This window comes from Streptomyces sp. NPDC050610, assembly GCF_040654875.1.
Classification (GTDB): domain Bacteria; phylum Actinomycetota; class Actinomycetes; order Streptomycetales; family Streptomycetaceae; genus Streptomyces.
The window spans coordinates 1-13,998 of sequence record NZ_JBFAIV010000034.1; the positions used below are offsets into that span (position 1 = coordinate 1).

Consider the following 13,998-nt stretch of genomic DNA (forward strand, 5'->3'; position numbering starts at 1 on the left):
CGCCCTTGTTGACCGCGGTGACGAGCAGGTGGTCGCCCTGCTGTCCGGCGAACCGGTGCACCGCGCTGACCAGCATCTCGTCGCCCCGGCACTGCTCGCCGCCGGCCGTCGAGTTCTTGCTCGCGGCCGCGTCCGTACCGCCGGAGGCGCTCTGCGGGCGCAGACCTTCCTTGCTGCCGCTGTCGCTGTCGTGTCCGGTGGATGCGAGGCGGCTCTGCGCGGTAGCGGCGTCGTGGCTGCTGCTCGCCGCCTTCGAACCGTTGTCGCCGCCGCCGCTGCCGCAGGCGGTCAGGCCCAGTGCCAGTGCGGCGGTGACGGTGGCCAGAGCGGTGGTGCGGATCCGGGAAGTACGCATGATCGGGTTCTCCCTGCGTCTCGTGCGGGACTCTTCTTCGGCCGTTCCCGCCCTCTGGACACCACTGTTCCCGGGGCCGCTGACGTTCCGGAAACGCCTCACTCACGTCCCGTCGGCACACCCGCGCGAAGAGGCAAGGCTGAGCTGACGGTATGGGGTCAACTTCGTTGTGTGTGCCCGTGATCGTGCGTTCGTTCCGGGGCTTCGGAGAGCGGTGCCCCGCCGAGTTCGCGGTCGGGGGGCCGGCGCCCGTTGCCCGCGGGAGGCGTGGGTGTCGCGCGGCTGCCGACTCCCCAGCGTTCAGCCGGTGAGCTCCACTCCGCCGGGCGGGTCCCCGGCGCCCTGATCGGCGATCTCGTAGCGCTGGCCCTGGTGATCCAGGATCCTGACGTTGGTCATCACCTCGCGCAGCGCGTTCTGGAAGGGTTCGGAGGCGTTGTGGCGGTCGAGGGCGGCCTGGTCGGCCCAGCCCTCCGAGAGGTGGAACGTGTTGGGATCGAGCAGGTCGGCGGCGAACACGTAGAACACACAGCCCGGCAACTCGGCGGTGAAGCCGATATGGGGCACGACCGCGTCGATGAACTTCTGCCGGTCGTCCGGGTGCACCCGGTAGTAGGCGTTGAACACGATCTGAGTCGGGAGGTTCCTGCTGGTGGGTTCGGTCATCATCTTCTCTCTTCTCTCTTCGCGTTCGGCGCGGCGGTTCGCGTCGGAGTTTGATGTAACCATTATGGTTACATTTTGGGGCCAAGGGGCTGCCGTGCACACCGCACGGTGGTCAGGAGGCGGAAAGCGTGTCGCGCAGGACGTCGGCCACCGTCGTCCGGGCCAGTTCGCCGCGGAGCGTCTGGTCCAGTCGGCTGTAGACGTTCGAGAGGGCGGGCCGGATGCCGGCGCCCACGACGCAGCCCTGGTTGGGCTCCGCCCGGTGCATGTCGAACAGGGGGCCGGACTCGATCGCGTCGTACACGTCCAGCAGCGTGATGTCGGTCAGCTCGCGGCTCATCATCCACCCCGCGCCGGCGCCTCGCCGTGAGTGTACGAACCCTGCGGCGCGGAGCCGGCCGAGCAGGCGCCGGATCACCACGGGGTTGGTGTTCACGCTCTCCGCGATCTGTTCCGAGGTGGCGACGTCATGCCCACGGCTCTGGTAAAGCCCCACCCACGCCAGCGCGTGGATGGCGACGGTCAGCTTGCTGTTGGCACTCACGCGCACCCTCCTCCCTTTTCGGGGTAACCGTAATTGTTACGACAGGGTTGGGCAAGCGAAGAGCATGCTCGGTCACGGCTCCCGCAGCGTTGCCAGGCTCGCGCTAACGCTGTCGGTCGGAGGCGGGAAGGCCCGCCCCGAGTTGGGCATGGCGCCGGATTCAGTGGCGGTCGGGTTCGTCGCAGGCGGTCCAGATGAGGCGACGGGCGAGTTCGCCGGTGCGCTGGGCAGGGCCCTGGGGCCGAGGACGGTGGCGGTGACGTAGACGCCGTCGAGGACGAGGGTCCGGGCCCGAGCCCTACGGCCCGGGCCCGAGCCATCAGGCGGCGACTCCGGCCCGGACCGCCTTCGACCGTACGGGCGCGCGGCTGCTCGCCCGCGCCCCCGCTCACCCCGTCGCCGTGTGTTCCGTCGTGCCCGCGCCCGTACCCGCGTCCGACGGCAGCCGCCGCTTGCGGTGCCTGAGCAGCGCCCACCGGCCGCGGGCCCCGGTGACCTCCGTGCCGCCCTCGGCGGCGGCCTGCGCCGCCGCCCGGGCCACCGGCAGGATGCCCTCGCGGCGCGTCTCGTCGGGGTGCTCCTCGTCCGCCGGCCAGAGTCCGAGCGCCGCGCACAGCGTCGGCAGCACCGCCATGGCCGCCGTCGCGTACCCCTCCGCCGAGGGGTGGTAGTTGTCCGGACCGAACAGTTCCCGCGGGTTCTCCGCGAACTCCGGGCCCAGCAGATCGCCCAGCGAGACCGTACGGCCGCCCTGCTCGATGACGCCGATCGTCTGCGCCGCCGCCAGCTGACGGCTCAGCCGCCGCGCCACCCAGCGCAGCGGCTGATATACGGGCTCGATCGTGCCCAGGTCCGGGCACGTGCCGACCACCACCTCGCAGCCCGCCTCCCGGAGCCTGCGCACCGCCTCCGACAGCAGCCGCACCGACCGGGCGGGCGGCATCCGGTGCGTCACGTCATTGGCGCCGATCATGATCACGCAGACGTCGGGGGGCGGGCCGGGGTCCGCGAGCAGCCGGGTCGTCTGCCGTTCCAGGTCGTCGGACTGCGCGCCGGGCACGGCCACGTTGCGCAGCGCCACCGGCCGTTCGGCGACCGCCGCGAGCCCCGTGGCGAGCAGGGCGCCCGGCGTCTGGCGCGGCCTGTGCACCCCCTGGCCGGCCGCCGTGGAGTCGCCGAGGAAGCCGAGCCGCAGCGGCGGCTGGTGCAGCCGGTGCACGAAGGAGGCGCCGTACCGGCCGTCGGCGCCGGGCGGCGGTTCGTTCGCGCCGCCGACGACCCGCTTCGCCAGCCGGACCTCGGTGAGCAGCAGGCCGACCGCCGCCCCGCCGAGCAGTCCGATTCCGCCGCCTCCGTACGCCGCCGCCGCCGCGATCCGCCGCGCGACCCTCGCCCTGGACATCGACATAGGCCGGGTCTCCTCCCGTTCCACCGCTGAGTGCCGGGCGCCGCCGCTACCGAGCGCGACCGCGCCGCACATCCTGCTAACAGGTAGTTGCCCCGAGCGGCCGTGCGCGCAACGCGACGTTCCGGTGAACGGATGCGCAATAGGCTGGTACTACGGGCACGCGACGACGGCTGCCCCCGACCGCGGAGACCACCGTGCAGTTTCACCATTCGATGATCGAGCTAGTCGGCAATACCCCGCTCGTCAAGCTCAACAACGTGACCGAGGGCATTACGGCGACAGTCCTTGCCAAGGTCGAATACTTCAATCCGGGCGGTTCGGTGAAGGACCGGATCGCCGTGCGCATGATCGAGGCCGCCGAGGAGTCGGGCGAGCTGCGCCCTGGCGGCACCATCGTCGAGCCGACCTCCGGCAATACCGGGGTGGGGCTCGCGATCGTGGCCCAGCAGAAGGGCTACAAATGCGTTTTCGTCTGCCCGGACAAGGTTTCCACCGACAAGATCAATGTGCTGCGGGCATACGGGGCCGAGGTGGTGGTCTGCCCGACCGCCGTCGATCCCGAACACCCGGATTCGTACTACAACGTCTCCGACCGGCTGGTGCGCGAGACGCCCAACGCCTGGAAGCCCGACCAGTACAGCAACCCCAATAATCCCCTTTCCCATTACCACTCCACCGGCCCGGAACTGTGGGAGCAGACCGAGGGGCGCATTACGCACTTCGTCGCGGGCGTGGGCACCGGCGGCACCATCAGCGGCACCGGCCGCTATCTCAAGGACGCCAGCGACGGCCGGGTCAAGGTCATCGGCGCCGACCCGGAGGGCTCCGTCTACAGCGGCGGCTCCGGACGCCCGTATCTGATCGAGGGCGTCGGCGAGGACTTCTGGCCGACCGCCTACGACCAGTCGGTCGCCGACGAGATCGTCGCCGTCTCCGACAAGGACGCCTTCCAGATGACCCGCCGCCTCGCCAAGGAGGAGGGCCTGCTGGTCGGCGGCTCCTGCGGGATGGCGGTCGTGGGCGCGCTGGAGGTCGCCAAGCGGCTCGGCCCCGACGACGTGGTCGTCGTGCTGCTGCCGGACAGCGGCCGCGGCTACCTGTCGAAGATCTTCAACGACGAGTGGATGGCCGACTACGGCTTCCTGGAGGAGGGCGGCCCGACGGCCCGCGTCGCCGACGTGCTGCGGGACAAGGAGGGCGCGATGCCCTCGCTCGTCCACATGCACCCCGAGGAGACCGTCGGCGAGGCCATCGACGTGCTGCGCGAGTACGGCGTCTCGCAGATGCCGATCGTCAAGCCCGGCGCCGGCCACCCCGACGTGATGGCGGCCGAGGTCATCGGCTCGGTCGTCGAGCGGGAACTGCTGGACGCCCTGTTCGCGCAGCGCGCCTCGCTCGGCGACCCGCTGGAGAAGCACATGAGCGGCCCGCTGCCGCAGGTCGGCTCGGGCGAGCCGGTCGCGGACCTGATGGCCGTGCTGGGCACCGCGGACGCCGCGATCGTGCTGGTCGAGGGGAAGCCGAAGGGCGTCGTGAGCCGGCAGGACCTGCTGGCGTTCCTGGCGAAGACCGCCAAGTAGGAAGTGGCGCGGCCGACTCGGCGGGCGCTTGCGCCCGTCGAGCAGGCGCCTCGGACCGCCCGCCGCCGAGCCGCCTTCGAGCCCCGACCCGCCCCGGTGGGTCGGGGCTCGAAGGTATGCGGGAACAGGGCCGGCGGGGCGCGACCGGCCTTGCACATGGCCTAAGTTGGCCTGATGCGGGGGCGCCGCAGGATCTCTCCGACGCGGGCGCCGACCCGTCTTCCCGCCGCCGACAGCAGGAGATCTCCATGTCCGCCGATACCGCGAGCACGATCCGGGACCTGCTGCGGAGGGAGTGTCCGGGAAGCCGGGTCACATCGGTCCGCCCACTCGACAAGGGCTATACGAGCAAGCAGTGGGTGGCCGACACCGACGAGGGCCGGCTGCTGGTCAAGGTCCCGCAGCGGGAGCCGGACCCCGGGCACCTGCGGCGGCTCGTAGCCAATGCCGAGGTGGCGGCGGAACACGGCATCCCCGTGGTGCGGTACCGGCGGCTGGTGGAGCACGAGCCGTCCATGGGCGGTCCGTTGCTCATCCAGGAGTACGAGGAGGGCGACGCCGCGGGCGAGGTGTGGGAATCCCTCGGCCTCGACCAGCGGATGGCGCTGGTCAGGGATCTCGGCGACATCATCGGGCGGCTGCACGCCATCAGGGGGCCCCACTTCGGGAACGTGCTGGGCGGGCCCGTGGCGTCATCCCTGAAGGAGTCGGTCGAGGCCGAGGTGGAGGCGCTGATCCCGGGGGCCGAGCTCGGTCTGATCGGTGACGCCGACGCCCTCCGGTCCGCGATCGGCGCCGCCGTGGCGGGGCTGGACGACTCGGCGAACGTCCCGGCCCTCACCCACGGCGATCTGTGGCTGCCGAACTTCCTGGTGCGCGACGGGCGGATCAGCTGCGTTCTCGACTTCGAACACGCCACGTACGCGGACAGGTTCCGCGACTTCGGCAAGCTCGACGAGCATCTCTTCGACGCGTTCGGGGCCGGCCGCGAGGTCTTCCTGGCGTCCTACGCCGCCGCGTGCCCGCTGCCGGACGACTGGGAGCGGCGCATCGATCTCGGGCATGTGCTGCACGCGCTGAACATGCACGTCTACTTCCGGCGCTGGAGCCCGCAATGGGCGCCGCAGTACGCGGAGCAGGCCGAGAAGTGGCTCGCGAGCCGTTCGTGAGCCCAGCCGGCCGGTAGGCCCCCAGGGCCGGACAGCGGAAAGGCCCGTGCGGGCCGATTCCGCGCGGGTGTTCATGCTGCGCATGGCGTCGAAGGAGCCCTGAAGGGCAGTGCCCAGGATGTCGCGCGCGGAGTGAACGGGCCGACAGGGGCCGCTTCTTTCGCGTAAACGGTACGTATGAGTCACGCGCCCGCAGCACGCATTTAACACGGGTCCGGCATATTGAGAGGTGTCGGCGAGGACATCCGTTCGAACCGACACCCGTGTGGTGCCAAGGACCTCCGGAGCGGCTCCCGGACCTCCATGGGCGCCCGGGCGCGAGCGCCGGTCCTCACCCGGTCCGCGCCCCTCGCGGGGACCGCCGTCGTCCCGCCCCCGGCTCCGGCCGGGGTGCGGCGGTCCCCGCGCCACTCCCCGGCCGGCCGTTCCCTGCGCCCGTACTCATGAGCACGGGCCGTCTTACGTCCCCCATGGCCGTACGCATCGACACGGGCCGTCAACGAGCCGTCATGAACGGGCTCACGACCAGTTGTCGTCCGCCTTGCCGAAGCGCTGCCGGAACCACGGCACGTACCCCGCCGCGTTGACGACGTTGACGCCGACGATGCCGGCCCAGGTCACGAGCAGTCCGGCCAGGCCCGCGTTGGCCGTGCCGATCGCGGAGAGCGGGATGGCGAGCACGAGCGAGACGGTCGCGAAGCCGAACCGCTCGCCGAAGCTGTCCACGCCGGGGCCGCCGCCCGGCCGCTGCTGCGGGCCCCGGGCCGTCGACATCTGGTGCTCGGCGAGCCGGCGTCGCACCTGCTTGTCGAGCGTCCCGTCGAGCTTCTGCTCGACCTTCTCCAGGAACGAGTCGACCAGCTCCGACTCGTACTCCACGCCCAGTTCCTTGCGGGTCTGCAAGGTGGCGTCGAGTTCTTTCTTCAGCTCTGGGTCGCGGGCCGTCATACCGGCAACGATACGGTCGGCGAGGCCCCGTGGAAGTGGGGCTAACCCCCGTATTCACGGTGGGGCCGCCCGGGCCCCGTGGAAGGAGCAGCCGTGCACGACTCCGCCTCCCTGCTGACCTCGCTTACGGACCCCGACGCCCCCGACCGCCCCGACGCGCTGTCCGTCGCGGACCGCTCCTGCTCCCGCGCGGAGCTGCTGGGCGCGGGCGGCGCGGTGGCGGCCCGTATCGCGGGCGCGAAGTCCGTGGCCGTACGGGCCGACGCCACGCTGGAGACGGTGGCCGCCGTGGTCGGCGGCCTGCTGGCCGGGGTGCCGCTGGTGCTGCTGCCGCCGGACTCGGGCCCCGCCGAGCGGGACCACATCCTGCGCGACTCGGGCGCGGAACTCGTGCTCGGGGCGGGGGAGGAGCTCACCGTGGACCTGGCCGAGCGCGCCGACTTCCGGGGCGCGCGGCCGTCCGAGGCGGCGGCCGCGTTCATCCTCTACACGTCGGGCACCACCGGCGCGCCCAAGGGCGCGCTCATCCCGCACCGCGCTGTCGCCGCCGGGCTCGACGGCCTCGCGGACGCCTGGCAGTGGACCGCCGAGGACACGCTCGTCCACGGGCTGCCGCTCTTCCACGTGCACGGGCTGGTCCTCGGCGTGCTCGGCGCGCTGCGCACCGGCTGCCGCCTCGTGCACACGGGCCGCCCGACCCCGCAGGCGTACGCGGCGGCGGGCGGCAGCCTGTACTTCGGCGTGCCCACAGTCTGGGGCCGGGTGGCCCGCGACCACGCCGCCGCGCGGGCCCTGGCCGGGGCCCGGCTGCTGGTGTCGGGGAGCGCGGCGCTGCCCGCCCCCGTCTTCCGCGATCTCGAAGCGCTCACCGGGCAGCGGCCCGTGGAGCGGTACGGCATGACCGAGACGCTGATCACCGTGGCCGCCCGCGCCGACGGCGAGCGGCGGCCCGGGTACGTGGGGACGCCGATCACGGGCGTACGCACCCGGATCGCCGCCGAGCCGGGCGCGGAGATCGGCGAGCTGGAGATCAGCGGCCCGACCCTCTTCGACGGCTACCTCGGCCGCCCCGAGGCCACGGCCGCCGCGTACACGGCCGACGGCTGGTTCCGTACGGGCGACATCGCGGCCATCGACGCGGACGGCGCGCACCGCATCGTCGGCCGCGCCTCCACCGACCTGATCAAGTCGGGCGGCTACCGCATCGGCGCGGGCGAGGTGGAGAACGCCCTGCTCGACCATCCGGCGGTGCGCGAGGCGGCCGTCGTCGGCGTTCCGCACGAGGACCTCGGGCAGGAGATCGTCGCCTATGTGGTGGCCGACGGGGTCGGCGACGCGGAGCTGATCGACTTCGTCGCCGGGCGGCTCTCGGCGCACAAGCGGCCGCGCCGGGTCCGCTTCATCGAGGAGCTGCCGAGGAACGCGATGGGGAAGCCGCAGAAGAAGCTGCTGCCCCCGGTGTAGCCGGAGCCGTCGGCCGCTTCTCCTGGCGTAGCGGGGCCGTCGGCCGTGTACGCGGCGGGGCGGCGGGCCATCGGCCGCCCGCTGTGAGGCCGCGGGGCTGTCGGCCGCTTCGTCCGGCGGTGCGGGTCGGCGGCCACTCGCTCAGACGGTGCGGGGGCCGGGCGCCCGCTCCGTGGCGGCGCGGTCGTCGGCCGCTTCGTCGAGCGCGGCGGGGGCGCCGCCCGTCCGCTCCGGCGCGGCCGAACCATCGGCCGCTTCCCCCGGCACGGCGGAACCGTCGGCCGTTTCCCCCGGCACGGCGGGGCCGCCGTCGCCGCGCGCGAGCAGCCAGTAGAGGGCGGCCGGCACGGTCAGTCCCACGATCCAGGAGATGTCCGCGCCGCCCAGCGGGCCGACCAGCGGTCCGGTGTAGAACGACGTCGCCAGGAAGGGGAACTGGGCCAGCACCCCGACCCCGTACGCGATCAGGGCGGGCGCGCGCCACGCGCCGTACCGCCCGGCGGGGTCGCTCAGCGCCGCGATGTCGTAGCGCTCCTTGGAGATCAGGTAGAAGTCGACCAGGTTGACGGCGCTCCAGGGCGTGAAGAAGGTCAGCAGGAAGAGCAGGAAGTCCTTGAAGGAGGACAGGAAGCTGTCCTTGCCGAGCAGTGCGACCGCCGTGCCCGCGACCATGATCGCGGCGATGTACGCGGCGCGGGCGCGCGGTGTGATCGTCCGCTGCTCACGGAAGCCGCCGATGCTGGTCACCATCGACATGAAGCCGCCGTAGGTGTTGAGCACGTTGATGGTGAGCTTGCCGAACGCGATGACGAAGTACAGGGCCGCGGTGACCAGCGCCGCGTCGCCGCCCAGGTCCACGATGTAGGTGACCTCGTGCCCGACGAACGCGCCGCCCGCGGCCGTCGCCGCCAGCGCCCCGAAGGTCATCGACCACTGCGCGCCGAGCACGGAGCCGCCCAGCGTCCACCAGAACGTGGCCCGGCCGGAGGTGGAGCGCGGCAGGTAGCGGGAGTAGTCGGCCACGTACGGGCCGAACGCGAGCTGCCAGGAGGCGGCGAGGGAGATCGCGAGCAGGAAGACGGGCAGCCCGAAGGAGCGGTCGTGCAGCAGCGTCGCGAGGTCGGCCCGCTGGAGCAGGCGCGCGCCGAGGTAGAGGAAGGCGACGGCGCAGACGAGGGAGGCGACGCGGCCCAGGGCGTGGATGAGGCGGTAGCCGACCGCCGCGGTGACGCCCGTGACCAGTGCGAAGATCACGATGCCCGCGGTGTCCCCGAGGTGCGTCAGCTCGCCGACGGCCTGGCCCGCGAGGACCGTGCCGCTGGCGAAGAAACCGATGTACATCAAGATGACCAGGAGCAGCGGCACGACGGCGCCGCGCACCCCGAACTGGGCACGGGAGGAGATCATTTGGGGCAGCCCGAGCTTCGGCCCCTGGGCGGAGTGCAGCGCCATGACGGCGCCGCCCAGCAGATTGCCGAGCAGCAGCCCGGCCAGCGCCCAGCACGCGGTCGCGCCGAAGACGACGGCGAGGGCGCCGGTGACGACGGCGGTGATCTGGAGGTTGGCGCCGAGCCAGAGCGTGAACTGGCTGAAGGCGGTGCCATGGCGTTCGTCGTCCGGGACGACGTCGATGGAGCGGCGTTCGATGGCCAATATCCCGTGCCTCCCTATGGCTGTGCGTTCGGGCGGGGCCCGGGGCTGCATATAGTCATGCACAGTCATAGGTGAGTGAATAGATGTCAATAGTCCGGCGGAGAACGCCAGGAGGACAGCATGCGTGACAACGGCGGGAGCGCCACCGATAACGGCAGCTCAGAAGGGGTGTCCGGAGCTGCCGCGCGGCTCCAGAAGCTCTTCGAAGGACACCGGCTCACCCCCACCCAGCGCCGCATCGCGCACTGCATGGTGCGGCAGGCGGGCGACGCGCCGTTCTACTCCAGCGTCGAACTCGCCGAGCTGGCCGGCGTCAGCCAGCCCTCCGTCACCCGCTTCGCCGTCGCCCTCGGCTTCGACGGCTACCCGGCGCTGCGCCGGCACCTGCGCGAGGTCGCGCCCGCCGGGCAGCTCGCGGGCGAGGGCTCGTACAACGAATACCAGCAGGCCGTCCACGCCGAGATCGACAACCTCCGCCACCTCGCGGCGCTCCTCGCCGACCCCGCCCCCGTCGCCGAGGCCGGCCGGCTCCTCGCCTGCTCGCGCCCGCTGCCCGTACTCGGCCTGCGCGCCGCCTCCGCCCAGGCCGCCGGCTTCACCTACTTCGCCCGGAAGGTCCACCCGGACGTACGGCTCCTCGACGAGGGCGGCACGATGCTCGCGGACCGCGTGGACGCGGCCGTACGGGCGGGCGGCACCGCCCTGCTCTGCTTCGCGCTGCCGCGCCATCCGCGCGAGGTCGTCGAGGCACTGGAGTACGCGCGCGGCGCCGGCCTGCGGGTGGTCACCGTCGCCGACAGCGCCTTCGCCCCCGTGGCCCACCACAGCGACCTCCTCCTCCCGGCCGCCGTGGGCACCGGCCTGGCCTTCGACACGGCGTGCGCGCCGATGCTGCTGGGGCGGGTGCTGCTGGAGGCCATGTGCGACGAACTGCCGGACGCGCAGTCCCGGCTGGAGGAGTTCGACGCCAAGGCCGCGGAGCGGGGGCTGTTCGCGGAGTGAGGACGGCCCGCTACTCCGCGTAGGTCATCTCGGGGAAGCGCTGCGAGGGCCCGTCCAGCAGATGGTCGTCCTGCCCCCGCAGCCAGCGGTCGAAGAAGGACACCGTGTACGCGCGTACGGCTGCGACCGACCGCTCCGGCCGTACCGTCCCGATGCCCTGCTTGAGGACGTCCGCCGGGACCGCCCCCTGGCGGGCGAGCTGCGGGAGGAGGGCCGCGGCGTCCGTGTACGAACCGTGCTGCCCGCCCCGCATCGTCAGATTCCCGCGCCAGCCGTGGGTGTTCTTCCAGAACGCGCCCCACGACGGCTGCCGGGTGTGGTCCCCGGAACCCTCCGCGTCCGTGCCCATCAGCAGGAACGGCCGGTCCAGCCCGTCCCGCGCCACCGAACTCAGCTCACTGCCCTCGCCCTTGGCGTCCGGGAAGTCCATCTGACCGTCCATGTTGATCCCGGCCTTGACGCGCCGGTCGTCGTGCATGGTCTGGGCGGCGGTGAAGCCCCCCGCGGACTGCCCGGCCATGCCGATGCGGCGCAGGTCGAGGGAGCCGGCGAGACCGCGCGGCAGCCCGCGCTCGTGGCGCAGGGAACCGAGCCGGTCGAGTACGAAGCGGGAGTCGGCCACCCGGGTCTTCATGGACTTGCGCAGCACGCCGCCGATGTCGAGACCGGGTTGTTTGAGCAGGTCCGGGAAGACGGAGGGGGCGAGCCGGCCGCCGGGGAAGGCGACCTCCGACGCCTCGTAGGTGTGGTCCACGGTCACGACGACGTAGCCGCGCGAGGCCAGCTCCTCGACGAGCCCGGTGTTCCAGGTCCGCGGGTCGCCGAGCCCCGCCGAGTACAGCACGACGGGCCGCTTCCCGCCGCGCGCGACGGGCGCGCCCTCGGCGGCGTGCGTGCCGGTGGCGGCCCAGTCCGTCCTGCCGACGGGCAGATGGTGATTGAAGGACGCGGCCCCTTCCTCGGACCCGAAGTGCGCCGCCGCCTTCGGGTCCATGTAGGGGGCGGTCCGCTTGCCGCCTCCAGCGGCCGGATACCAGAAGCTGACCATCAACTCCCGCCGCTCCGCGGGCTTCCAGGGGTCGGCCCGGCTGTGGTCGGTGAGGTGCAGCGAGCTGGTCCCGACCCGGTACGGCCCGGTGGGCGCGGGCAGCTCGGCGCGCGCCGCCCGCTGGACCCGTACGGCGGGGGCGTCCCCGCCCCGCGCCTCGGCCGGCGCCGCCGCCCCGACCGTCCCCAGCACCCCCGCGGCCGCCAGCACGGCGACCCCCGCCAGGACGCGGCGGCGGCCCGGCCGCCGATTGTTCTGCCTGCTGTCGTACGCCGACATTGCGCTCCTCCCGTACCCCGCCACGACCGGCGGATCACTGCGGTCGACGCTATGGCGGCGAGGGGCGCCGGGGCGTCATACGACGGAGCCAAAGGGGAGGTGATACCGGGGTATGACGGGGCGGGGACGAGGGCGGGGCGGGGGCGGGCACGTTCGGGTGAGAGCCGCGCAGGAGCCCGGGCCCGGCACACCCGGCCGCGTACGCTCGGAGCCATGACGGCCGCGGAGGACTACGAGCGCTTGCGCCACCTGCTGGACCGGCTCCCCCCGGACCGCGCGTCCCGCGCGCTCGCCCTGCTGAGGTCGGACCCCGACCTCGCCCGGTACGTGGACGAGGACGACTCCATGCCGCCGGCCATCGAGCGGCCCGGGTTCGCGGCCTTCGTCGGCATGGGCCGGTCCGGCCATTCCGACACCGCGCGCAGGCACCGAACGGCCGTTCACCCTCCTGCCGTGGCGCCCCTCACCCCAGCTCGCTGAGGCCCGTCGCGTAGTCTCCGCCGCTCTCGGCGACCAGGTCCGGGATGGACTGCGGGGCGCGTGCGGGCGTGAAGCGCACGGTGTCGTCGTCCGTCGCGAAGCCGTGGACGCCGGGGCGCGGGAGGCTGTTGTAGGCGAAGTGGGTCGAGAAGTAGTACGCGCCCGTGTCGAGGAGCGCGGCGTGGTCGCCTGCCTCCAGGCGGGGGAGGGGGCGGTTCTCGGCGATCAGGTCGCCGGCGAAGCAGCAGGGGCCGGCCACGTCCTGGGGGAGGAGGTCGCCCGTCTTGGGGCGGCCCTTCTCGTCGAATGCCGCGACGCGCAGCGGCCACGACTGGGGCGCGTAGACCGTGCGCATCGCGACCTGGGCGCCCGCGTGCGTCACGGCGATGGCCCGGCCGCCCGCGGACTTGGCGTACTCGACGCGGGCCAGGATCGTGCCGTGCTTCGCGAGCAGGGACCGGCCGAACTCCGTGACCAGCCCGTACCGGCCGTCGAACAGCCCCGGCACGGTCTCGGCCAGCAGCCGGGCGTACGCGCGGTACGTCGGATCGATCTCGTCGGAGCCGAAGTTCACCGGCAGTCCGCCGCCGAGGTCGACCGTGTCGACCTGCTGCCGGCCCACCGTGCGGTTGATCTCCTCCGCCAGTTCGTACGTCTCCCGGACGCCGCGCGCCATCAGCTCCAGCGGCACGCCTTGCGACCCCACGTGGGCGTGCAGCCGCGTCAGCCAGGGGCGGTCGGCGAAGGCCCGTACGACCCACTCCCGCGCGCCCTCGTCGCGCAGTGCCACCCCGAACTTCGATGTCTTCGTGGCCGTGCTGAGGGCGCCGATCGAACCGCCGCCCACCTGCGGGTTCACTCGCAGGCCGAGTGGCGAGGCGGTCGGTGCGGAGCGGGTCAGGGAGTCCAGGCGGGCCAGTTCGTCCGGATTGTCGGCGTTGACGGCGATGCCCAGCGCCAGCGCCTCGCGCAATTCGGCCGGGGTCTTGGCGGGCGAGTCCAGGACCGTACGGTCCGGCGGCACGCCCGCCGCGCGGGCCAGCGCCAGTTCGCCGGGGCTCGCCACCTCGCAGCCCAGCCCCTCCTCGGACAGCAGCCGCAACACCGGCACCAGCGACGCCGCCTTCACCGCGAAGGCGTGCAGCACCGCCGTACCGGGTGCGCTGACCTCCTCGAACGCCGCGCGCAGCGCCCTGGCGGAGGCGCGGATGCCCGCCACGTCCAACAGTCCGACGACCGGTTCGCCCGGCCCGATCAAGCCCTGCTCCACGGCGGCCCGCACCGCGGCGTCGCGGCGCGCGGCCGACCGTTCGGCGTCTGAGATTCCTTGGTTCATCAGCCCACTTCACCATTGAGCGGGCGCTGGGGCCACCGTTCCGTGGCCTGTTCCGTGCCCCCATGC

The 13,998-nt window shown here is 72.8% G+C and carries 12 protein-coding genes and 1 pseudogene; 5 read left to right on the forward strand and 8 right to left on the reverse strand.

Annotated features, from left to right (window positions below):
- From AB0I22_RS31630 to AB0I22_RS31645, 4 genes and pseudogenes are all read right to left on the reverse strand, one after another.
- A pseudogene (locus AB0I22_RS31630) lies at positions 1-355 on the reverse strand (hypothetical protein); the annotation flags it as partial.
- Between the two features lie 300 nt (positions 356-655).
- Positions 656-1,024, reverse strand: coding sequence for an antibiotic biosynthesis monooxygenase family protein (locus AB0I22_RS31635; RefSeq protein ID WP_363134406.1), 369 nt, complete (start codon positions 1,022-1,024; stop codon positions 656-658).
- A gap of 109 nt (positions 1,025-1,133) precedes the next feature.
- Positions 1,134-1,565, reverse strand: a complete 432-nt coding sequence (locus AB0I22_RS31640; RefSeq protein WP_363134407.1) for an Rrf2 family transcriptional regulator — start codon at positions 1,563-1,565, stop codon at positions 1,134-1,136.
- A 388-nt stretch (positions 1,566-1,953) separates the two neighbouring features.
- Positions 1,954-2,973: an SGNH/GDSL hydrolase family protein gene (locus tag AB0I22_RS31645; protein WP_363134408.1), complete on the reverse strand. Its 1,020-nt coding sequence runs from the start codon at positions 2,971-2,973 to the stop codon at positions 1,954-1,956.
- Between the two features lie 194 nt (positions 2,974-3,167).
- On the opposite strand from AB0I22_RS31645, the gene AB0I22_RS31650 reads away from it, so the two are divergent.
- Both AB0I22_RS31650 and AB0I22_RS31655 read left to right on the forward strand, forming a co-directional pair.
- Positions 3,168-4,553: a cystathionine beta-synthase gene (locus AB0I22_RS31650; RefSeq protein ID WP_363134409.1), complete on the forward strand. Its 1,386-nt coding sequence runs from the start codon at positions 3,168-3,170 to the stop codon at positions 4,551-4,553.
- A gap of 248 nt (positions 4,554-4,801) precedes the next feature.
- A complete protein-coding gene (locus tag AB0I22_RS31655; protein ID WP_363134410.1) occupies positions 4,802-5,722 on the forward strand; it encodes an aminoglycoside phosphotransferase family protein in 921 nt (306 codons plus the stop codon).
- 519 nt (positions 5,723-6,241) lie between these two features.
- Here the strand turns inward: AB0I22_RS31655 and AB0I22_RS31660 are convergent.
- The gene (locus tag AB0I22_RS31660) at positions 6,242-6,670 is read right to left on the reverse strand and encodes a hypothetical protein (protein ID WP_363134411.1); all 429 of its coding nucleotides are present in this window, start codon (positions 6,668-6,670) and stop codon (positions 6,242-6,244) included.
- Between the two features lie 93 nt (positions 6,671-6,763).
- Here AB0I22_RS31660 and AB0I22_RS31665 point away from each other — a divergent pair, with 93 nt between their 5' ends.
- Positions 6,764-8,134, forward strand: a complete 1,371-nt coding sequence (locus tag AB0I22_RS31665) for an acyl-CoA synthetase (RefSeq protein ID WP_363134412.1) — start codon at positions 6,764-6,766, stop codon at positions 8,132-8,134.
- A gap of 141 nt (positions 8,135-8,275) precedes the next feature.
- On the opposite strand, the gene AB0I22_RS31670 is transcribed toward AB0I22_RS31665, so the two are convergent.
- A complete protein-coding gene (locus AB0I22_RS31670; RefSeq protein ID WP_363134473.1) occupies positions 8,276-9,838 on the reverse strand; it encodes a cytosine permease in 1,563 nt (520 codons plus the stop codon).
- 69 nt (positions 9,839-9,907) lie between these two features.
- On the opposite strand from AB0I22_RS31670, the gene AB0I22_RS31675 reads away from it, so the two are divergent.
- Positions 9,908-10,789 carry a MurR/RpiR family transcriptional regulator gene (locus tag AB0I22_RS31675; RefSeq protein ID WP_363134413.1) on the forward strand — a complete coding sequence of 294 codons (882 nt, stop codon included), beginning with the start codon at positions 9,908-9,910 and terminating at the stop codon, positions 10,787-10,789.
- A 10-nt stretch (positions 10,790-10,799) separates the two neighbouring features.
- On the opposite strand, the gene AB0I22_RS31680 is transcribed toward AB0I22_RS31675, so the two are convergent.
- Complete coding sequence (locus AB0I22_RS31680; RefSeq protein WP_363134414.1) at positions 10,800-12,116, reverse strand: esterase; 1,317 nt, start codon at positions 12,114-12,116, stop codon at positions 10,800-10,802.
- 213 nt (positions 12,117-12,329) lie between these two features.
- On the opposite strand from AB0I22_RS31680, the gene AB0I22_RS31685 reads away from it, so the two are divergent.
- Positions 12,330-12,596 carry a hypothetical protein gene (locus AB0I22_RS31685; RefSeq protein WP_363134415.1) on the forward strand — a complete coding sequence of 89 codons (267 nt, stop codon included), beginning with the start codon at positions 12,330-12,332 and terminating at the stop codon, positions 12,594-12,596.
- Here the strand turns inward: AB0I22_RS31685 and AB0I22_RS31690 are convergent.
- Positions 12,580-13,932, reverse strand: a complete 1,353-nt coding sequence (locus AB0I22_RS31690) for a diaminopimelate decarboxylase (RefSeq protein ID WP_363134416.1) — start codon at positions 13,930-13,932, stop codon at positions 12,580-12,582. The genes AB0I22_RS31685 and AB0I22_RS31690 overlap by 17 nt on opposite strands.
- Positions 13,933-13,998 lie beyond the last annotated feature (66 nt).